At 68.3% G+C, this 20,601-nt stretch carries 18 protein-coding genes and 1 riboswitch; of the genes, 6 read left to right on the forward strand and 12 right to left on the reverse strand.

From position 1 onward, the window contains the following. Positions 1–58: 58 nt before the first annotated feature. Positions 59–1,273, forward strand: coding sequence for a glycerate kinase (locus tag G6048_RS19100; protein ID WP_165340771.1), 1,215 nt, complete (start codon positions 59–61; stop codon positions 1,271–1,273). Here the strand turns inward: G6048_RS19100 and G6048_RS19105 are convergent. The 6 genes from G6048_RS19105 to ctaE form a co-directional block, all read right to left on the reverse strand. After that, positions 1,204–2,595, reverse strand: a complete 1,392-nt coding sequence (locus G6048_RS19105) for an aminotransferase class V-fold PLP-dependent enzyme (protein WP_165340772.1) — start codon at positions 2,593–2,595, stop codon at positions 1,204–1,206. The genes G6048_RS19100 and G6048_RS19105 overlap by 70 nt on opposite strands. A 39-nt stretch (positions 2,596–2,634) precedes the next feature. Further along, positions 2,635–2,751, reverse strand: a riboswitch (SAM riboswitch). A 95-nt stretch (positions 2,752–2,846) separates the two neighbouring features. Further along, entirely contained in the window at positions 2,847–3,911 is a 1,065-nt protein-coding gene (gene trpD, locus G6048_RS19110; protein ID WP_165340773.1) for an anthranilate phosphoribosyltransferase, read from the reverse strand. A 121-nt stretch (positions 3,912–4,032) separates the two neighbouring features. Continuing rightward, on the reverse strand, positions 4,033–5,661 hold the full coding sequence (qcrB, locus tag G6048_RS19115) for a cytochrome bc1 complex cytochrome b subunit (protein WP_165340774.1): 1,629 nt from the start codon (positions 5,659–5,661) through the stop codon (positions 4,033–4,035). Further along, positions 5,658–6,719, reverse strand: coding sequence for a cytochrome bc1 complex Rieske iron-sulfur subunit (gene qcrA, locus G6048_RS19120; protein WP_165340775.1), 1,062 nt, complete (start codon positions 6,717–6,719; stop codon positions 5,658–5,660). Before qcrA ends, qcrB begins: the two co-directional genes overlap by 4 nt. Then, positions 6,716–7,525 carry a cytochrome bc1 complex diheme cytochrome c subunit gene (qcrC, locus tag G6048_RS19125; RefSeq protein WP_165340776.1) on the reverse strand — a complete coding sequence of 270 codons (810 nt, stop codon included), beginning with the start codon at positions 7,523–7,525 and terminating at the stop codon, positions 6,716–6,718. The genes qcrA and qcrC overlap by 4 nt, the downstream gene beginning before the upstream one ends. 78 nt (positions 7,526–7,603) lie before the next feature. Continuing rightward, positions 7,604–8,224, reverse strand: a complete 621-nt coding sequence (ctaE, locus tag G6048_RS19130) for an aa3-type cytochrome oxidase subunit III (protein ID WP_165340777.1) — start codon at positions 8,222–8,224, stop codon at positions 7,604–7,606. Between the two features lie 210 nt (positions 8,225–8,434). Here ctaE and G6048_RS19135 point away from each other — a divergent pair, with 210 nt between their 5' ends. Then, positions 8,435–8,833 (forward strand): response regulator, encoded by a 399-nt coding sequence (locus G6048_RS19135; protein WP_033325425.1) that lies wholly within the window; start codon positions 8,435–8,437, stop codon positions 8,831–8,833. A gap of 10 nt (positions 8,834–8,843) precedes the next feature. Here G6048_RS19135 and G6048_RS19140 read toward each other — a convergent pair whose 3' ends face one another. The 4 genes from G6048_RS19140 to ctaC form a co-directional block, all read right to left on the reverse strand. After that, positions 8,844–10,094, reverse strand: a complete 1,251-nt coding sequence (locus tag G6048_RS19140) for a L,D-transpeptidase (protein ID WP_165340778.1) — start codon at positions 10,092–10,094, stop codon at positions 8,844–8,846. Positions 10,095–10,225: 131 nt separating this feature from the next. After that, positions 10,226–10,624: a cytochrome c oxidase subunit 4 gene (locus tag G6048_RS19145; protein ID WP_165340779.1), complete on the reverse strand. Its 399-nt coding sequence runs from the start codon at positions 10,622–10,624 to the stop codon at positions 10,226–10,228. Beyond that, a complete protein-coding gene (ctaD, locus tag G6048_RS19150; protein ID WP_165340780.1) occupies positions 10,621–12,354 on the reverse strand; it encodes an aa3-type cytochrome oxidase subunit I in 1,734 nt (577 codons plus the stop codon). Before ctaD ends, G6048_RS19145 begins: the two co-directional genes overlap by 4 nt. Continuing rightward, complete coding sequence (gene ctaC, locus G6048_RS19155; RefSeq protein ID WP_165340781.1) at positions 12,351–13,349, reverse strand: aa3-type cytochrome oxidase subunit II; 999 nt, start codon at positions 13,347–13,349, stop codon at positions 12,351–12,353. The genes ctaD and ctaC overlap by 4 nt, the downstream gene beginning before the upstream one ends. Before the next feature lie 307 nt (positions 13,350–13,656). Here ctaC and G6048_RS19160 point away from each other — a divergent pair, with 307 nt between their 5' ends. Further along, positions 13,657–15,039, forward strand: coding sequence for a cysteine desulfurase/sulfurtransferase TusA family protein (locus G6048_RS19160; protein ID WP_165340782.1), 1,383 nt, complete (start codon positions 13,657–13,659; stop codon positions 15,037–15,039). Positions 15,040–15,050: 11 nt separating this feature from the next. Here the strand turns inward: G6048_RS19160 and G6048_RS19165 are convergent, their stop codons facing one another. Next, a complete protein-coding gene (locus tag G6048_RS19165; protein ID WP_165340783.1) occupies positions 15,051–16,025 on the reverse strand; it encodes a carbohydrate kinase family protein in 975 nt (324 codons plus the stop codon). Between the two features lie 133 nt (positions 16,026–16,158). Between G6048_RS19165 and G6048_RS19170 the strand changes: the two genes are divergently transcribed. After that, a complete protein-coding gene (locus tag G6048_RS19170; protein ID WP_165340784.1) occupies positions 16,159–16,386 on the forward strand; it encodes a hypothetical protein in 228 nt (75 codons plus the stop codon). A 188-nt stretch (positions 16,387–16,574) separates the two neighbouring features. Further along, complete coding sequence (locus G6048_RS19175) at positions 16,575–18,449, forward strand: hypothetical protein (RefSeq protein ID WP_165340785.1); 1,875 nt, start codon at positions 16,575–16,577, stop codon at positions 18,447–18,449. A 147-nt stretch (positions 18,450–18,596) separates the two neighbouring features. Here the strand turns inward: G6048_RS19175 and G6048_RS19180 are convergent, their stop codons facing one another. Next, positions 18,597–18,953 carry a HesB/IscA family protein gene (locus G6048_RS19180; protein WP_165340786.1) on the reverse strand — a complete coding sequence of 119 codons (357 nt, stop codon included), beginning with the start codon at positions 18,951–18,953 and terminating at the stop codon, positions 18,597–18,599. Between the two features lie 456 nt (positions 18,954–19,409). On the opposite strand from G6048_RS19180, the gene nadA reads away from it, so the two are divergent. Beyond that, on the forward strand, positions 19,410–20,594 hold the full coding sequence (gene nadA / locus G6048_RS19185; protein WP_165340787.1) for a quinolinate synthase NadA: 1,185 nt from the start codon (positions 19,410–19,412) through the stop codon (positions 20,592–20,594). Positions 20,595–20,601: the final 7 nt, after the last annotated feature.

A 20,601-nucleotide genomic window follows, 5' to 3' on the forward strand; every position in this document is an offset into this window, starting at 1 on the left:
CCGAAGCCCTCCCCCCTCAATCCACCTCAACCCTCTGAAGTCCTCAAGGAGTTCCACCATGCTGACCCGTTTCGCCGTGGCCCCCAGCGGCTTCAAGGAGTCCCTGTCCGCCCAGGCCGCCGCCGACGCCATCGCGACCGGCGTACGCCGTGTCGTCCCCGACGCCGAGATCGACCTCATCCCCCTGGTCGACGGCGGCGAGGGCACGGCCGCCGCACTGGCCGCCTCGACCGGGGGCAGGCTGGTCGCCCTGCCCGCCACGGGTCCGGTGGGGGAACCCGTCGGCACCCACTTCGCGCTCCTCGGTTCGCGGGACACGGCGGTGGTGGAGATGGCGGCGGTCGCAGGCCTCTCCCTCGTACCGCAGAGCCTGCGCGACCCGGGCGCAACGACGACATATGGCGTCGGCGAACTCATCTCCGCCGCCCTCGACACGGGCGTACGACGGATCCTGGTGGGCTGCGGCGACTCGGGTACGTCGGACGGGGGCGCCGGTGCGCTCCAGGCGCTCGGCGCCCGGCTGCTCGACGCGGACGGCTTCGAACTCCCGCACGGCGGGCGGGAGTTGATCCGCCTGCACCGAATCGACCCGACCGGCCTCGACGCCCGTCTGACGGAGACGGAACTGCTGGTCGCCTGCAACCCGTACAACGTGCTGTGCGGCGAGCGCGGTGTGGCGCGGGTCTTCGGCCCGCAGAAGGGCGCGACGCCCGCGCAGGTCGAGGAGCTGTCGGCGGGCCTGGAGAACTGGGCGTACGTCCTCAAGCGGGACCTCTCGGTCACCTCCGACCTGTGCGGCGGCCCCGGAACCGGCGCCTCCGGAGGCCTGGGCGCGGGCCTTGCCGCCCTGGGCGCCCGCCTCCTCCCCCGCTTCGACGTCCTCCTCGACCACCTCGACCTGGACGCCCGCCTCGCCCGCGCCGACCTGGTCCTCACCGCCGAGGGCGCCCTGGACCTGCAGACGCCGCGCGGCAAGATCCCGGCGGAGGTGGCCCGCCGCGCCAAGCTGCGCGGGCGCCCGGTCCTCGCCCTCGCGGGCACGCTCGGCGAGGGCGCGCACACGGTGCCGGGCGTGGACGCCTTCACCGGCATCCTGCCTGCCCCGATGGCCCTCGCCGAGGCCCTGGTCCGCGGCAGCGAACTCCTCACGGACGCGACCGAGCGGGCCCTGCGGATGATCCTGCTGGGCGCCCGGCTACCGGTTCACGCGGAGGTTGCGGCAGAGGTGCCGGTGGAGGTGTCCGGGACGCAACGGCCGTCCTCCGTACGGTAGTTCCACCGTGCGCCGTCCCTCACCAGCTCCTTGACCGCGCCCACGAACCGCTCCACATGCTCGTCCGGCGTCCCCGCCCCGAAGCTCACCCGGATCGCGTTGAGCGACTTCTCGCCGGGCGCGGCCTCGGGGGCGCCGCACTCGCCCTGCGTCTGCGGGTCACTGCCGAGGAGGGTACGAAGGAGGGGATGGGCGCAGAACAGCCCATCCCGCACCCCGATGCCGTACTCGGCGGAGAGCGCGGCGGCGAAGTGCGAGCTGTTCCACCCCTCGACGACGAAGGAGATGACGCCGACGCGCGGGGCGTCGTCCCCGAAGAGGGAGAGGATCCGGACCTCGGGCACCTCGGCGAGACCTGCCCGTACGGTGTCGATCAGGTACTGCTCGCGGGCGACGAGCGTGTCGAAGCCGGCCTCGGTGAGGGCCTTGCAGGCGGAGGCGATGGAGTAGGCGCCGATGACGTTCGGCGACCCGGCCTCATGGCGGGCGGCACTGTCATGCCACTCCACATCGACGCCGCCGTCCGTACGCCGGGAGACCTTCCTGCTCGCACCCCCGCCCGCGAGGTACGGCTCGGCCGTACGCAGCCAGTCGGAGCGCCCGGCCAGCACACCCGCCCCGAAGGGCGCGTACAGCTTGTGCCCCGAGAACGCGACCCAGTCGACGTCCAACTCCCGTACGGAGACGGGGTGATGAGGCGCCAGCTGTGCGGCGTCGAGCACGATCCGCGCACCGTGTGTGTGCGCGGCGGCGGCCAGTTCGCGTACGGGCCACAGCTCGCCGGTGACGTTCGAGGCGCCGGTGACGCAGACGAGAGCCGGCCCTTCGGGGTCGCGTTCGGCGAGAGCGCGCTCGAGGGTGGCGACGGCCTGGGCGGGCGTACGCGGCGCGTCGAGGTACGTGACGCGGGCCTCCCGCCAGGGCAGCAACGAGGCGTGGTGCTCGGTCTCGAAGACGTAGACCTGGCAGTCGGCGGGGAGGGCGGCGGCGAGCAGGTTCAGCGAGTCGGTGGTGGACCGGGTGAAGACGACCTGGTCCTCGTCGCGGCAGTCGAGGAACTTCGCGACGGTCTTCCGGGCGTTCTCGAACAGGTCGGTGGACAGCTGGGACAGGTACCCGGCCCCGCGGTGCACGCTCCCGTAGTACGGCGCGTACGCGGCCACGTCGTCCCATACGCGCTGCAGGGCCGGGGCGCTGGCGGCGTAGTCGAGTGCGGCGTACGTGACCTCGCCGCCGGTGACGAGCGGGACGGTGACGTCCCGTCCCAGGACAGCCAACGGCTCGGCAACGGACTGCTCGGCGACAGCGGTGTTGGCAGACATGACACTCCCTCAAGACCAGGACCCCTGGTCTGTGCGAGGGGTCCGCGCTTGTCGCAGGCCTTGCTGCCTACGACCTGGTCTTCACCCGGGGCACCCCGCCACGGACGGAGGGTTGCCGGACAGCCGGCCGGGGCCTTGTGGCTGTCACTCATGACCTGCCGCCGAACATACGCAGTCTGATCGTCCGCCCGCAACTCCGGTCCGGATCCCGGACCGACGGGGCTTGTGGGAGCCGAAAAACGGACCCGGTGTCAGCCGTTACTGACCGCTACCCAGCGGTCAAGCGTCCGCTTCGCCGCCCCGGAGTCAATCGCCTCCGCCGCCTTGGCCATCCCCTCACGAAGCTGGTCCGCCAGCGGGCCGTCACCCGGCGCCAGCGCCACCAACGCCGCCGCCGAGTTCAGCAGCACAGCGTCCCGTACAGGACCCGTCTCCCCACCCAACAGCCGCAGCGCCACGTCCGCGTTGTACGAAGCGTCAGCGCCTCGCAGGGCCTCCACCGGTACCAACTCGATCCCCACATCCAGCGGATCGAAGGTCTCCTCGTGGACCTTGCCGTCCCGTACCACCCACACCCGGGACGTGGACGTCGTCGTCAGCTCGTCCAGGCCGTCGTCGCCGCGGAACACCAGCGACGAATTGCCGCGCTCGGCGAACACGCCCGCCATGATGGGCGCCATCCGCGCGTCGGCGACCCCAACGGCCTGCGCCTGCACCCGGGCAGGATTCGTCAACGGCCCAAGGAAGTTGAAGATCGTCCGGATCCCCAGCTGCCCCCGCGCAGCGCCCACGTGCCGCATCGCCGGATGGAACTTGGCCGCGAAACAGAACGTGATCCCGGCTTCCTCGGCCACTTCCGCGACCCGCTTAGGCGTCAGCTCCAGATTGACGCCCAGCTTCTCCAGTACGTCCGAGGCCCCGGAGGCCGACGACGCCGCCCGGTTGCCGTGCTTGACGACCTTCGCGCCGGTCCCGGCGATGACGATCGCGGACATCGTGGAGATGTTGACCGTACGGGCCCCGTCCCCACCCGTACCGACGATGTCGACGGTCTCCCCCGGCACCTGGATGACGTTCGCGTGCTCGTACATCGCCCGCACGCACCCGGTGATCTCGCCGACAGTCTCCCCCTTGGCCCGCAGCGCCACCGCGAACCCGGCGATCTGCGCGTCGGTCGCCTCGCCGCGCATGATCAGGTCCATCGCCCAGGCGGTGTCGTCCGCGCTCAGGTCGCGCCCGTCAAGCAGGCCGTTCAGCAGCGCGGGCCAGGAGCGGCCCGCCGCGGTGTCGCCTCCAGCGGGGGTCACAGCGTTCATCAGCCGCTCCTGGTCGTCGTACGTCCCGAAAGGTTGGCACCCACCCTATCCAGCCCCGGGGACGGCAAAGGGCCCCGTCCATGCAATGGACGGGGCCCTTACCGTGGCGAACAATCGGAGATCAGTGGTGGCCGTGACCGCTCGTGATCTCCCGGTACTCCTCAGCCGTCGGCTTGGGGATCTGGCTGTCCTCCCCGTAGTACGCCTTGCTGAGCTTGGACCGCAGCTTCTGCGGAGCCTTCACCTTGCGCTCGACGCCGTTCTCGTCGACCGTCGGGCCGATCTCGGCCGGCTCGTACTGCTCGTGCGCGGTGAGCACATGCATTTGCTCCTGGCTGAGCGGCTCGTGGACCTCGATGAACTCACCGTGCGGCAGGCGCTTGATGATGCCCGACTCGCGGCCGTGCAGCACCTTGTCCTTGTCGCGGCGCTGCAGGCCGAGACAGATCCGCTTGGTGACGATGAACGCGATGACCGGCCCCACGAAGAACCCGATCCGGACGAACCAGGTGACCGCGTTGATCGACAGATGGAAGTGCGTGGCGACGATGTCGTTGCCACCGCCGATCAGCATGATCATGTACGCGGTGATCCACGCGACACCGAAGCCCGTCCTGGTCGGGGCGTTGCGCGGCCGGTCCAGGATGTGGTGCTCGCGTTTGTCCCCGGTGACCCAGGACTCGATGAACGGATAGAGCGCGATCGCTCCGAGGAAGAGACCGAAGAGCACCAGCGGAATGAACACACCCAGGACGAGCGTATGGCCGGCGAAATTGATCTCCCAGCCGGGCATGGCGCGGATCAGCCCCTCCGCGAAGCCCATGTACCAGTCGGGCTGGGCGCCCGTGGACACCTGGTCCGAGCGATACGGCCCCAGCACCCAGATCGGGTTGATGGTCGCGACCGCGGAGAGGGCGGCGATGAACCCGAAGACCAGGAAGAAGAAGCCTCCGGCCTTGGCCATGTAGACCGGCAGCAGCGGCATGCCGACGACGTTCTTGTTCGAGCGGCCGGCACCGGCGAACTGCGTGTGCTTGTGGTAGAAGACCAGGATCAAGTGGCCGACCACGAGTCCGAGCATGATGCCGGGCAACAGCAGGATGTGGATCGAGTAGAACCGCGCGACGAAGTCGCCGCCCGGGAACTCCCCGCCGAACAGGAACATCGAGATGTACGTGCCCACGATCGGCGTGGCCAGGATCGCGCCCTGGGTGAAGCGCACACCGGTGCCGGAGAGCAGGTCGTCCGGGAGCGAGTAACCGGTGAATCCGGTGAACATGCCCAGCACGAACAGCAGGAAGCCGAACAGCCAGTTGATCTCACGCGGCTTGCGGAAGGCGCCGGTGAAGAAGACGCGCATCATGTGCACGAACATGCCGGCCAGGAAGATGATCGCCGCCCAGTGGTGGATCTGCCGGATCAGCAGACCGCCGCGGACGTCGAAGCTGATGTCCAGCGTGGAGGCGTACGCCTCCGACATCAGCTGGCCCTGCATCGGCACATAACTGCCGTGGTAGTGGATCTCGTTCATCGACGGGTGGAAGAACAGCGTCAGATACACACCCGTGAGGATGATGATGATGAAGCTGTAGAGGCAGATCTCACCCAGCATGAAGGACCAGTGGTCCGGGAAGATCTTGCGCATATTGGCTTTGGCCAGGCCGTAGATGCCGAGGCGGCCATCGGCCCAGTCGGCGACCCGCTCGCCCGCGGGTGCCTTGCGGCGGTCGTCGTCGTGTGCAGTGCTCATCCGCGCTCCCAGAATGAAGGACCGACGGGCTCTTCGAAATCGCTGAGCGCCTCGAGGTAGCCCTCGTCGTTCACACCGATACGCAGCTGCGGCAGGGCGTGACCGGCCGGGCCGAAGATCACTCGGGCACCGTCGGAGAGGTCGAAGGTGGACTGGTGGCACGGGCAGAGGACGTGGTGCGTCTGCTGCTCGTACAGGGAGATCGGGCAGCCGACGTGGGTGCAGATCTTCGAGTACGCCACGATGCCCTCGTGGGACCACTCGAGCTCGCGCTTGTCCTTGATGTCGTCCGGCTGGATCCGGACGATCATCAGGGCCGCCTTGGCGATCTCGGTCTGGAACTCGTGGTCGTCCTCCTCCAGGCCCTCGGGCTTGGCGAAGGTCAGTGAACCGACCGCGACGTCGGAGGGACGCAGCGGCTCGTTCGTGTTCATGTTGACGAGCTGCCGGCCCTTGCGCCACAGCGTGTGCCGCAGCTTGTCCTCCGGCAGCGGACCGAGGTCGCGCAGCAGGACGACGCCGGAGAGCGGGAACAGGGCCAGCGCGCCGAACATCGTGTTGCGGATCAGCTTGCGGCGGCCGAGATCGGAGTCCTTGGCACCCTGCCGGAAGTCCTCCATGACCTTGGCCTTGACCTCGGGCGTGGCCTCGATCGCGTGCCGCTCGTCGGCGAGTTCGACGTCGGACATCAGCGTGCGGGCCCAGTGGACCGCGCCCGCACCGATGCAGAACAGTGCGCTGCCGAGGGTCATGCCCAGCGCGAAGTTCAGCGCGCTGATGTGGCCGAGCGGCCAGATGTAGACCGACTTGTCGACCGGGATCGCCACGAACGCGGCGATGAAGCCGATCGTGGACAGCATCGACACCGTGAACAGGAGGGCGACCGTACGCTCGGACCGCTTGGCGGCCCGCTCGTCGATGTCCTGGATGCGGTGCTCGTGGGGCGGCAGCCCCGGGTCCGCGAACGGGTGCTTCTCGCCGGGAACGGCTACTTCGCCGTTCTTGTCGGCGGCCTGCTCATCGGGCAGGTTCTCTTCTGGAGTTTCTTGGCTGCTCATGACTTCCTGGCCTTTGCGGTCCGGGCGGCCACCCACACGGCGACGGCGATCAGTCCACCGAGACCGAAGATCCAGCCGAACAGGCCCTCACTGACCGGCCCGAGGCCGCCCAGCTCGAGGCCGCCGGGGCTCTCCGACTTGTCGCTGTTGACCTCGTCCAGGTACGCGATGATGTCCTTCTTGTTCTGCTCCGTCAGCGTGGTGTCGGGGAAGGACGGCATGTTCTGCGGGCCGGTCTGCATGGCCTCGTAGATGTGCTTCGGATCGACGTCTTCCAGCGTCGGGGCGTACTTGCCGTTGGTCAGCGCGCCGCCCTTGCCGGTGAAGTTGTGGCACTGCGCGCAGTTGGTACGGAACAGCTCGCCGCCCTTGGCGATGTCCGCGCCCTCCGGGCTGTACTGGTTCTCGGTCGGCACGGAGGGACCGGCACCCAGCGAGGCGATGTACGCCGCGAGCTGGTCGATCTCGGCCTGCGAGTAGATGTTCTTCTTCTTGGGCACCTGCGCGCCGGGCTGCTGCGCCGGCATCCGGCCGGTGGCAACCTGGAAGTCGACGGCCGCGGCGCCCACGCCCACCAGGCTCGGACCGTCGGTGGTGCCCTTACCGCCGGTGCCGTGGCAACTGGCGCAGCCGACGGCATAGAGCTTCTGACCCTCCTCGATGGTGAGGGTCTGGGCGGTCTCATCGGCCACGGCCTTGTCCGGGGGCGCGACCAGGGTGTAGATCCCCCCGGTGGCCGCCAGCGCGATGAGTAGGACGACGACCGCCGCCAGCGGATGGCGTCGTCGTGCGGAGAGCTTTTTCACGGATTACCCCGGTGTCAGGATCTTCTGCGTCGATGCTTCTGGGAGGTGCGCCTGTGGAGCGCTCGGGAGCGGGCCCGGCTACTTGATCATGTAGATCGTGGCGAAGAGGCCGATCCAGACGACATCGACGAAGTGCCAGTAGTAGGACACGACGATGGCGGCGGTCGCCTGCTCGTGCGTGAACCTGTGGGCCGCGTACGTACGCCCCAGGACCAGCAGGAAGGCGATGAGACCACCCGTCACGTGCAGGCCGTGGAAGCCGGTGGTCAGGTAGAACACCGAGCCGTACGGGTCGGACGAGAGCGAGAGACCCTCGTGCTTGACCAGTTCCGTGTACTCGAAGACCTGACCGCCGATGAAGATCGCACCCATGATGAAGGTGACGATGAACCACATCCGGAGCTTCTTCACATCGCCCTTCTCGGCGGCGAAGACGCCGAGCTGGCAGGTGAGGGAGGAGAGCACCAGGATCGTGGTGTTGGCCGCCGAGAACGGGAAGTTGAGGGTGTCCGCCATCTCCTTCCAGTGAGTCGGCCCGGTCACCGATCGCAGGGTGAAGTACATCGCGAAGAGGGCCGCGAAGAACATCAGCTCGGAACTCAGCCAGATGATGGTTCCGACGCTGGTGAGGTTCGGCCGATTGACCGACGGGTGCGCGTGCCCGGTTTCTACTGTCGTTGCTGTCGCCACGACCGACATTATGTCGGTCGCTTATCCCGCCCTCACCCCGGGGGGTGCCGTTCGGAGTGTCTGTGCGCTGTGCGCTGCCCGGATGGCTCAGGGAAGGGGGCTACGAACCGCTGTGGATCAGGTGGTCGAGGGAGTAGCATCCGCGCATCGGGCCATGCCCATATGACCTACGTCCGTACGACGTCCTTACGACGCGAGTCCCGAAGTCACGGAGGAACAATGCAGGCGACCGCCACGGTGCTGGTCTACAGCGACGACTCCAACACGCGGGAGCAGGTGCGGCTCGCCACGGGGCGTCGGCCGGCGAGTGATGTTCCTCAGGTCGAGTTCATCGAGTGTGCGACTCCTGCGGCGGTTCTGAAGGAGCTGGACCGGGGTGGGATCGATGTCTGTGTGCTGGACGGTGAGGCCGTCCCGATGGGCGGCATGGGGATGTGCCGCCAGATCAAGGACGAGGTGTTCAACTGTCCGCCTGTGCTGTTGTTGATCGGGCGGCCTCAGGATGCGTGGTTGGCGACCTGGTCTCGGGCGGATGCCACGGCAATCCTGCCGGTTGAGCCGGTTGAGTTCGCGTCGGCGTTGGCTTCTCTGTTGCGGCAGAAGGCCTTGAGCGCCTGAGAACGTCTGCTTACGCCGATACCGGGCTCAGGCGTGCTCTCTCCTCTGGGCTTGGGCCCTCTACCAGGGCGCTGCCCTTTTGCCAGTTCTGCCAGTCGAGGTTCCACTCGCCGTGGCCGTTGCCGAAGGCGGGCATCATGTCGCCGTTTGAGTTGACTACCTTGACGAGGTCGCCGGCGCGGACGGTTTTGAAGAACCAGGCGGCGTTCGCGGTACTCATGCCGGTGCAGCCGTGGCTGACGTTGGCGGAGCCCTGGGAGCCGGTGGACCAGGGGGCGGCGTGGACGTACTCGCCGCTCCAGGTGACGCGGGTGGCGTAGTAGACGGGCAGGTCGTACGACTCCGCGCTGCCCTCGGCGATACCGATGCTGGTGCTGCGCATCCGTACGAAGTACTCCTTGCCGAGCACGACCTTGACGCCGTTGCGGGTCTCGAAGCCGGGCTTGCCGGTGGTGATGGGGATCTCCTTGATCACCTTGCCATTCCGGTAGACCGCCATCGAGTGCGCGGCGGCGTCCGTGACGGCCTCGACGCGGTCGCCCGTGGTGAGCTTCAGCGGCTTGGTCTTGCCGCCCCAGAGCCGTTCGGCGACCTTTATGCCCTCGAGGTTGCTGTACGCGCGGATGGTGGCGTGGGCGGGCCAGTACTCCCTGGGGCGGTAGTGCAGGGTCTTGTTGTCCACCCAGTGCCAGGTGCCCTGCACGGCGGGCTGTGAGACGACCTTGAGGGCGCGCTCGACGACCTTGCGGGCCGCCTTGTCCTTGAGGGGCTTGCTGAGTTCGGCCGTGACGGGCTGGCCGACGCCGTACGTACCCGCTTTGGGGCCGAACTCGACGCCCAGCCGCTTCTTCGTGGTGGGCCTGCCGGTGTCGAAGGCGAGGACCTTGCGGCCGGGCGCCCCGTCGCCGTTCTCCGTGCTCACCCGCACCGTGTAGCGGGCGTTCGCGGCGAGTGGTGAGGTGCTGTGCCAGCGGGAGCCGTCCGCGGAGAGTTCGCCCGCCACGTACCGCCCGGTGGCGTCCGTGGCCGTCACGTCGGTGATGCGTCCGCCGGAGTCCTCGGCGGTGATCTCCAGCGGCTTGTCCGGGTTGGCCTTCTTGCCGTCGCCGACCGGGGCGTTGAAGGAGACCTGGTCCGTCGCGTCGTACGGACTGGCCGAGAGCGGGTGGCCGTCGGAGCTGCAGGCCGTGACGCCCGCGCCCAGGGTGACCAGCAGCACGGTGCAGCTGGCTACCGTGCGGTTTCGCGGTGAAAGGCTCATGCGTTCAACGTAGGAATGCATGACCACTGTGGCGCGGTGGGTGGCCCGTGTGGGGGACGCACGGTCCGGCAAACGAAGGAGCCCGGACCCTCCGTGACGGAGTGTCCGGGCTCCGGAGCGCCTGGCGCGTGTTACTGGGTGCGGTTCTCGCCGTGGTAATACTCGAAGACCCAGCCCCACAGGCCGATCATGATGATCGGCACCGAGAAGTACAGCAGCCACCAGCCGAAGACGACGCCCATGAAGGCGAGCGCGCCACCGATGCCGAGGGAGAGCGGCTGCCAGCTGTGCGGGCTGAAGAAGCCGATCTCACCGGCGTCGTCCGCGACATCGGCCTCCTTGTTGTCCTGGGCGCCCACGTCGACCCGCCGGGCCGTGAAGGCCAGGTAGTAGCCGATCATGATGCTCAGACCGAAGCCAAGGAAGAGCGCCGTGGTGCCGGCCGGCTCCTTCGACCAGTAGCCATAGACGATCGCCATGACGAGGATGAAGACGGCCAGCCAGATGAACATCTTGCCCTGGATCTTCACTTGCCGGCCTCCTTGCCACCAGCGAGGGACTTCTCGGCGGGACCGACGTTCTCGAGCTGGTCGATGGCGGCGATCTCCGGGTGGTGCAGGTCGAACGCCGGGGATTCACTGCGGATCCGCGGCAGGGTGAGGAAGTTGTGCCGCGGCGGCGGGCAGGACGTGGCCCACTCGAGCGAGCGGCCGTAGCCCCACGGGTCGTCGACTTCGACCTTCTTGCCGTACTTGGCGGTCTTCCACACGTTGTAGAAGAACGGCAGGATCGACAGGCCGAGCACGAAGGAGCTGATCGTCGAGATCGTGTTCAGCGCTGTGAAGCCGTCGGCCGCGAGATAGTCCGCGTACCGCCGTGGCATGCCCTCGGCACCCAGCCAGTGCTGGACGAGGAACGTGCCGTGGAAGCCGATGAACAGCGTCCAGAAGGTGATCTTCCCGAGGCGTTCGTCGAGCATCTTGCCGGTCATCTTCGGCCACCAGAAGTGGAAGCCGGAGAACATCGCGAACACCACGGTGCCGAACACCACGTAGTGGAAGTGCGCCACCACGAAGTACGAGTCCGAGACGTGGAAGTCCATCGGCGGCGAAGCCAGGATGACACCGGTGAGACCACCGAAGGTGAAGGTGATCAGGAAGCCGGTGGCCCAGAGCATCGGGGTCTCGAACGACAACGACCCCTTCCACATCGTTCCGATCCAGTTGAAGAACTTCACGCCCGTTGGCACGGCGATCAGGAACGTCATGAAGGAGAAGAACGGCAACAGCACGCCGCCGGTGACGTACATGTGGTGCGCCCACACCGTGACCGACAGGCCGGCGATCGCGATGGTCGCGCCGATCAGGCCCATGTAGCCGAACATCGGCTTGCGCGAGAAGACCGGGATGACCTCGGAGATGATGCCGAAGAACGGCAACGCGATGATGTACACCTCTGGATGGCCGAAGAACCAGAAGAGGTGTTGCCACAGCAACGCGCCGCCGTTGGCCGGGTCGAAGATATGGGCGCCGAACTTGCGGTCCGCCTCAAGGGCGAACAGCGCCGCAGCGAGGACCGGGAAGGCCAGCAGCACCAGCACCGCGGTGAGCAGCACGTTCCACACGAAGATCGGCATGCGGAACATGGTCATGCCCGGGGCGCGCATGCAGATGATCGTGGTGATGAAGTTGACCGCACCGAGGATGGTGCCGAAGCCGGAGAACGCCAGACCCATGATCCACATGTCCGCGCCGATGCCCGGCGAGCGGACCGCGTCGGACAGCGGGGAGTAGGCGAACCAGCCGAAGTCGGCGGCGCCCTGCGGGGTGAGGAAACCGCCCACCGCGATCAGCGAGCCGAACAGGTACAGCCAGTAGGCGAACATGTTCAGCCGCGGGAACGCCACATCGGGGGCACCGATCTGCAGCGGCATGATCCAGTTCGTGAAACCGGCGAACAGCGGCGTCGCGAACATCAGCAGCATGATCGTGCCGTGCATCGTGAACGCCTGGTTGAACTGCTCGTTCGACATGATCTGGCTGCCGGGGCGGGCCAGTTCGGCGCGCATCAGCAGCGCCATCACGCCGCCGATGACGAAGAACGCGAACGACGTGACCAGATACAGCGTGCCGATCGTCTTGTGGTCCGTGGTGGTGAGCCACTTGACGACGACGTTGCCGGGCTGCTTCCGCCGTACCGGGACCTCGTTCTGGTACGTGTCTTCCGGCGCGGCACCCTGAGGTTCGTTGAGGATGCTCACAGTTGGTTCGTCTCCCGGTTCTTCTCGTGGTCCGTCTGCTCGATTCCGGCCGGGACGTAACCGGTCTGGCCCTTCTCCGCGAGCTCCCTGAGGTGGGCCTCGTAACGCTCGGGAGAGACGACCTTCACGTTGAAGAGCATCCGGGAGTGGTCGACGCCGCACAGTTCGGCGCACTTGCCGAGGAAGGTGCCCTCCTTGTTGGGGGTCACCTGGAAGGCGTTGGTGTGGCCCGGGATGACGTCCTGCTTCATCAGGAACGGCACCACCCAGAAGGAGTGGATGACGTCACGCGAAGTGAGGACGAAGCGGACCGTCTTGCCCTTGGGGAGCCAGAGGGTCGGGCCGGGGTTGTTCGTCTGGGGGTTCCGCTGGCCCGGGGTGCCGACGTCGTAGACGCCGCCGGCGTTCGCCGGGAAGTCCTCCTTGAACCGCTTCGGAATCGCGTCCAGGTTCTCGTCGGTCTTCGCGTCGCCGTTCGAACCTTCGACGTCCTCGACGTAGTTGAAGCCCCAGCTCCACTGGTAGCCCACGACGTTGATCGTCACGTCGGGCTTCTTGGAGGTGTCGAGGAGCTCCGACTCGTCGCGGGCGGTGAAGTAGAACAGCACCGAGACGATGACGAGCGGGACCACGGTGTACAGCGCCTCGATGGGCATGTTGTACCGGGTCTGCGGGGGAACCTCGACCTTGGTGCGGCTGCGCCGGTGGAAGATGGCGCTCCACAGGATCAGACCCCACACCAGCACGCCGGTAGCGAGCGCGGCAGCCCAGGAGCCCTGCCACAGGGAGAGGATCCGCGGAGCCTCTTCCGTGGTCGGGGTCGGCATACCAAGGCGGGGGAAGTCTTCCCAGTTGTACGAGCAGCCGGAGGCTGTCGCCAGGACCAGGCCCACAGTCAGTGCCTGCAGCAGCTTCCGCCGGAGCGGGCGCCGCGGCGTGGGGGTACCGCCCGCGCCCCCCGGGGCGTGGGGGAGGTCGGAGCCGTTGGGACTCACGTAGCGCCTTCCCGAGAGTCTCGCCCGCGCGTGATGTGGCTGCGGCCTTCTCGGTGGTCGGTCGCCGCCCTGCGTCGGGCAGGGGTTTGGATGTTTATGCGGACCAAACCCTAGCCGACGCCCTCCGGGGGTTCGCGGGGAGGGGGCCCCTCCGTGCCGCCGGTCAGCCGAAGGGTGTTTGGGGACGCCAAGCGCTCCGCTCGTTGTGCAGTAATGAGGCTGAGGGCCGGTGGGAAATGGTCGAGCACTGCGGCGCAGCCGCACATGTCACAGCCCCGCGCCCCTTTGGGGGGCTTAGCGTTGACCTGTGTCTTATTTCGATGCCGCCTCTTCTGCCCCGCTCCATCCCGTTGCTCGGCAGGCCCTTGTTGCCGCGCTCGATGAAGGGTGGGCCGATCCCGCGCGGCTCTATCGCGAAGGGCGGCGGGCCCGGCTGTTGCTCGACGCGGCTCGGGAGGCTGCTGCCGAGGCTGTTGGGTGTCGGGCTGACGAGCTGGTGTTCACCTCATCCGGTACGTCGGCCGTGCATGCGGGGATCGCGGGGGCGCTCGCGGGACGTCGTCGCGTTGGGCGCCACCTGATCGTGTCCGGGGTCGAACACTCTTCTGTGCTGCATGCGGCGGAGGTTCACCGGGGCGAGGGCGGGTCGGTGACCGAAGTGCCGGTACTGCGTACGGGGGCTGTCTCCCCGGACGCGTACGCCGCCGCGCTCCGGCCCGACACCGCGCTGGCCTGTCTGCAGTCGGCCAACCATGAGGTGGGTACGGAGCAGCCGGTGGCCGCAGTCGCCGCCGCGTGTCGTGAGGAGGGCGTACCGCTGCTCGTGGACGCGGCGCAGTCGTTGGCGTGGGGGCCGGTCGAGGGTGAGTGGTCGGTGCTGACGGGCAGCGCGCACAAGTGGGGCGGGCCGTCGGGGGTCGGGCTGCTCGTCGTACGCAAGGGGGTGCGGTACGCGGCTCAAGGCCCCGTCGACGAACGGGAGTCGGGGCGCGCTCCCGGCTTCGAGAACATCCCCGGCATCGTCGCCGCGGCGGCGTCGCTGCGGGCGGTGCGCGCGGAGGCCGCCGCCGAGTCGGCCCGGCTGCGGGAGTTGACGGACCGGATCCGGGCGCGGGTGCCGGAACTGGTCCCGGACGTGGAAGTGGTGGGCGACCCGGTGCGCCGGCTCCCCCATCTGCTCACCTTCTCCTGTCTCTATGTCGACGGAGAGACACTGCTGCACGAGCTCGACCGCGAGGGCTTCTCCGTGTCGTCCGGATCGTCCTGCACGAGCAGCACGCTGACGCCGAGCCATGTGCTGAAGGCGATGGGGGTGCTGACGGAGGGCAACGTCCGGGTGTCGTTGCCGCTGGGCACGCCCGAGGAGGACGTAGACCGCTTCCTTCAGGTCCTCCCGGCCGCGGTCTCGGCGGTCCGCCAGAAGCTGGGCGCTCCCGTCCACACGCCGAGGGCGCCCGCAGCCGAGGAGGCCCTCACCGTGGACGCCCTCGGCAGGCGCTGCCCCATCCCGGTGATCGAACTTGCGAAGGTCATCGACGACGTCCCCCTGGGCGGCACGATCCGCGTCCTCTCGGACGACGAGGCGGCCCGCCTGGACATCCCGGCGTGGTGCGCGATGCGGGGCCAGGAGTACGTAGGAGAGGAGCCGGCGGACCACGGCTCTGCTTACGTGGTCCGCCGTACGTCGTAGCTGGGTGGCTGTCAGCCCAGGTGGGACTGGACCTCCGCCGCCGCCTCATGCCCGTACGCCTTGGTGAAGCGGTCCATGAAGTGGGTGCGGCGCAGCTCGTACTCCTGGGTGCCCGTGGTCTCGATGACCAGCGTGGCGAGCATGCAGCCGACCTGGGCCGCGCGCTCGTGCGAGACGCCCCAGGCCAGGCCCGAGAGGAAGCCCGCGCGGAACGCGTCGCCGACGCCGGTCGGGTCGACCTTCGCCGTCTCCTCGGCGGTGCCGACCTCGATGGTGTCCTCGCCGACGGACTCGATACGGACGCCACGCGCGCCGAGCGTCGTCACACGGTGGCCGACCTTGGCGAGGATCTCGGCGTCGGTCCAGCCGGTCTTGGACTCGATGAGCCCCTTCTCATACTCGTTCGAGAAGAGGTACGTCGCGCCGTCCAGCAGTATCCGGATCTCCTCGCCGTCCATGCGGGCGATCTGCTGGGAGAAGTCGGCGGCGAAGGGGATCCCCCGGGTGCGGCACTCCTCGGTGTGCCGGAGCATCCCCTCGGGGTCGTCCGCGCCGATGAGGACGAGGTCGAGCCCGCCGACGCGGTCGGCGACCTTCTTGAGCTCGATGAGCCGGGCCTCGCTCATGGCGCCGGTGTAGAAGGAGCCGATCTGGTTGTGGTCGGCGTCCGTGGTGCAGACGAAGCGGGCGGTGTGCAGCACCTCGGAGATGCGTACGGACGAGGTGTCGACGCCGTGCCGGTCCAGCCAGGCCCGGTACTCGTCGAAGTCGGCGCCCGCGGCTCCGACCAGGATCGGCGAGGTGCCGAGCTGGCCCATGCCGAAGGCGATGTTGGCGCCCACACCTCCCCGGCGTACTTCGAGGGAGTCGACCAGGAACGAGAGCGAGACCGTGTGCAGCTGGTCGCCCACCAGCTGGTCGGCGAAGCGCCCGGGGAAGGTCATCAGGTGGTCGTTGGCGATGGAGCCGGTGACTGCGATACGCACGGCTAGGACACACTCCTGCGAGGAGGGAGATTGACAGTTCACGCTATCGGGTCAGCTCCGCGACTTCGAAGCGGGCAGAACTACCCGATAGTAGGGCTTTTGCCGTAGGCCTTACGGTGTTTACGGTTCCGATATGACGAACCTCAAGATCCACGGCTCCGCTCCGCTCGGCTTCGAGGGCTCTCTCGACCTCGACGGCGGCCTCGCGGAGCTGCGCGGCGACTGCGCCAGGATGGTGCCGCACTGGCCCGCATCCGCCCGGATCGCTCCCCACCCGGTTTCCCCGTCACTCATCCACGGCGTAACGGTTCCGCCGACGTCCGCCCGACTGCTGGACGCGATGTCGGACTACGGGGACTGATCGCTCCGCTGTAAGTACGGTTCGAAACTGCGGTTCGCTCAGGAGCGAACCCGGAGGGAACCATGCGCTCCCCCGCCGCGTCCCATGGCTGTCCCCCGTAAAGGGGAGACGGGATACGACCCTGCTGCGCCCTGCCCCGGTCAGGGCCGGGTCTCATGGGACCGCGGTGCGGTAGAAGGAGCGATGCGGTGAACACCGAGCGACCCGATGACGATGCCGTCCGGGAGGACGCCGCCCCGGACGAAACGGTCGAGGCCGAGGCCGTCACGGATGAATCCGTACGAGCCGACGCCGCGCGGGACGAAACCGTCCCGGAGGCAGCAGCTGTGGCCCAGGCTGGCCCGGGCCAGACCGCCTCGGACGAGGCCGCCACGGACGAAACCGTCCGGGCCGATGCCGTCACGGAGGACGCCGCTGCGGACGAGGCCGTCCTGGACCAGGCCGCGCCCGGCAAAACGGTCGCGGCGGAGGCCGCCACGGACGACGCCGCGCGGGACGAAACCGTCCCGGGCGAGACCGTCCCGGAGGAAGCCGCTGCGGACGAGGCCGGCCGAGACGAGACCGTCCGGGAGGAAGCCTCACTCGGCGAATCCGCCGTGGCCAAGTCCAGCCCGGGCCAGACCGTCCCGGACGAGGTCGTCCGGGACGAAGCCGGCCGCGACGAAACCGGCCATCCGCGCCGGAGGCGTTCGGTTGCCGTCGCCGCCTCGGTCGTGGCCGCTGTGCTGCTCGTCGGGGGCGGCGGGGCGTACTTCGCCACGACCGCGTCGGACGGCGGTGGCGCGGATGACCGGGGCGGATCCGGTACGCCGGGAGGCCAGGCCGAGCCGCCGCCGCTCGCCCTGGACGGCTACACCGAGAGCGGTTCGGGCGAGCCGAACGGCATCGCGCCCGGCGAGCCCGACCCGAACGGCACGAAGTACCGCCTCCAGGGCAAGGCCCCCGAGGGCCCCAGCTCCGCGCCCGTGTACCACACGAAGGGCGAGGTCGCGGCCGCCGAGGTGGCCGACCTTGCGAAGGCCCTCGGCGTGCCGGGCAAGCCGGTGGCGGAGGGCGAGGCCTGGAAGGTCGGGGCCGCCAAGGTCGGTACGGGACCGAGCCTTCAGGTGAACAAGAAGGCCCCCGGCATCTGGACGTACAGCGAGGGCAACGCGACCGCCCAGGACGCCAAGGCCGACCCGGTGAGCGTGGACGCCGCGAAGAAGGCCGCCGCGCCCGTCCTGAAGGCGATCGGCCAGGACGACGCGAAGCTCGACGCGAGCCAGCTCATGGGCGCGAAGCGCGTGGTGAACGCCGAGCCTGCGTTCGGCGGGCTGCCGACGTACGGCTGGACGACCGGTGTCCAGATCGGCGCGGACGGTCAAGTGGTGGGCGGCAGCGGCCAGTTGAAGCCACCGGTGAAGGGCGACACATACCCGGTGCTCGACGCGCAGCAGACGCTCGACCTGCTGAACCGGTCCGGAGCGGGCGACGGACGCGTGGGCATCGGCGGCTGCGCCACCCCCGCCCCCCTGGAGGAGGGGACGGAGAACGCCCCGTGCGAGCCGTCGACCTTGAAGGCCACGCCCGCGGCGATGGTCGAGAAGGCCACCTTCGGTCTGGCGTCGCAGTTCGTGGACGGGCAGCAGGCGCTGGTGCCGTCCTGGCTCTTCGAGGTACGGACCGAAGGGGCCGAAGAGACCTACACGGTGACGCATCCGGCGGTCGAACCGACGTATCTGACCGCTCCGGCCCCGAAGCCCGGGAACCCCGGTGACGACCCGAGCGCCGAGCCGAAGCGCCAGAACGTCAAGGTCGAGGGCTACAGCGCCGACGACACCAAGCTGACCGTGCGCTTCACGGGCGGCGTCTGCAGCGACTACTCGGCCTCGGTCGAGGAGACGGGCGACACCGTGACGGTCAAGGTGACCGAGACACCGTGGAAGGACAAGGTCTGCATCATGATCGCGAAGACCTTCCACAAGACGGTCGACCTGAAGGAGCCGCTCGGGGACCGCAAGGTCGTGGGTACGGACGGCAAGGCGCTGCCGCTGGAGAAGGACCTGCCGAAGGTGACGGAGTAGGGCCATACAGCAAGCCTGCTCGGCAAGCCCACCGCACAGGCTCTGAGTACGCGAAGGCGGCGCCCCGTTGGAGGGGGCGCCGCCTTTCTGCGTATCGCGGCCTTGTACTGGCCGTCCTGGGACGGACGTACGAGGCCGGGCCCGGCGTCAGTTGAAGGAGTCGCCGCAGGCGCAGGAACCCGACGCGTTCGGGTTGTCGATCGTGAAGCCCTGCTTCTCGATCGTGTCCACGAAGTCGATGGAGGCGCCGCCCAGGTACGGAGCGCTCATACGGTCGGTGACGACCTTCACACCGCCGAACTCCTTGACGACGTCGCCGTCCAGGGAGCGCTCGTCGAAGAAGAGCTGGTACCGCAGGCCGGAGCAGCCGCCGGGCTGAACGGCGACGCGCAGCGCCAGATCGTCGCGGCCTTCCTGCTCGAGCAGGCCCTTGACCTTGGCCGCGGCGGCGTCCGACAGGAGGATGCCGTCGCTCACGGTGGTGGTCTCGTCCGATACGGACATCTGCTTCTCTCCCGGGTTGTACGGAGACTGCTTGCCGACGGTTGCAACCGGCGGGGCCGCGGATTCATTCCGGGCCGAGGGCGTGTCTTTCGCTTGCTCCTTCATGCTCGCACATGCGGTCGGCACCGGAAAATGTCCTGTGGACAACCCGTAGCCGAGCCCGGAGCCGACCCGGGGCCTGTGGATAGGCCCGGCACCCCCAGGACGTACGCCTGGCCAGGACGCCGACCGCACACCTCGCCGTACGCCTTCCCGCAACCTGTCCTTCCGTCGCCTCTCACCGCCCACTCACCGAACCCGAACGCGACGGGATTCACGTCACATCGACAATATGGGCATCGTCAAACTGACACGAAGCGGTTATGATAGATAACGTCAATTCGACGAAAAGGCGTGTCCTGCTTGATCGTTCCAGGTGATTCAAGCGAGCCGCAGAACAGAAAGGGTGCGTGTTTCGTGACCACCGCCCAGACCCAGGAGCTCGACGTACAACCGACGCCCCTCGCCCTGCTGCTGCTCGGCCGCGAGGCCGATCCGAGGAGCGAGCGCGGCGTCGAGTGTCCCGGTGACCTGCCCTCGCCGTCCGACCCGGACCTGGTCGAGCGCGCCCGCGCGGCAAAGGAGAAGCTCGGGGACAAGGTCTTCGTGCTCGGCCACCACTACCAGCGCGACGAGGTCATCCAGTTCGCGGATGTCACCGGGGACTCCTTCAAGCTGGCCCGGGACGCGGCCGCGCGCCCGGAGGCCGAGTACATCGTGTTCTGCGGCGTGCACTTCATGGCCGAGTCGGCAGACATCCTGACCGGCGACGACCAGAAGGTCGTCCTCCCCGACCTCGCCGCCGGCTGCTCGATGGCCGACATGGCGACGGCCGAGCAGGTCGCCGAGTGCTGGGACGTGCTGACCGAGGCCGGGATAGCCGAGCAGGTCATCCCCGTCTCGTACATGAACTCGTCCGCGGACATCAAGGCGTTCACGGGCAAGCACGGCGGCACGATCTGCACGTCGTCCAATGCCAAGCGGGCCCTGGAGTGGGCCTTCGAGCAGGGCGACAAGGTCCTCTTCCTGCCGGACCAGCACCTGGGGCGGAACACCGCGGTGCGGGACATGGGCATGTCCCTGGAGGACTGCGTCGTCTACAACCCGCACAGGCCGAACGGCGGCCTGACCGCAGAGCAACTGCGTGACGCGAAGATGATCCTGTGGCGCGGCCACTGCTCGGTGCACGGCCGCTTCAGCCTGGAGTCGGTCGAGGACGTACGGGCCCGGATCCCCGGCGTGAACGTCCTCGTCCACCCCGAGTGCAAGCACGAGGTGGTGGCAGCGGCGGACTACGTCGGTTCCACCGAGCACATCATCAAGACCCTGGAGGCGGCTCCGGCGGGTTCCAAGTGGGCCATCGGCACGGAGCTGAATCTCGTACGCCGCCTGGCGAACCGTTTCACACCCGAGGGCAAGGAGATCGTCTTCCTCGACAAGACGGTCTGCTTCTGCTCGACGATGAACCGCATCGACCTGCCGCACCTGGTCTGGGCGCTGGAGTCCTTGGCCGAGGGCAACCTGGTCAACCGGATCGAGGTCGACCGGGAGACCGAGCAGTTCGCGAAGCTGGCGCTGGAGCGGATGCTGGCGCTGCCGTAACCCGGTG

Origin of the sequence: Streptomyces ureilyticus, from assembly GCF_011045025.1 — a bacterium.
Taxonomy (GTDB): domain Bacteria; phylum Actinomycetota; class Actinomycetes; order Streptomycetales; family Streptomycetaceae; genus Streptomyces; species Streptomyces ureilyticus.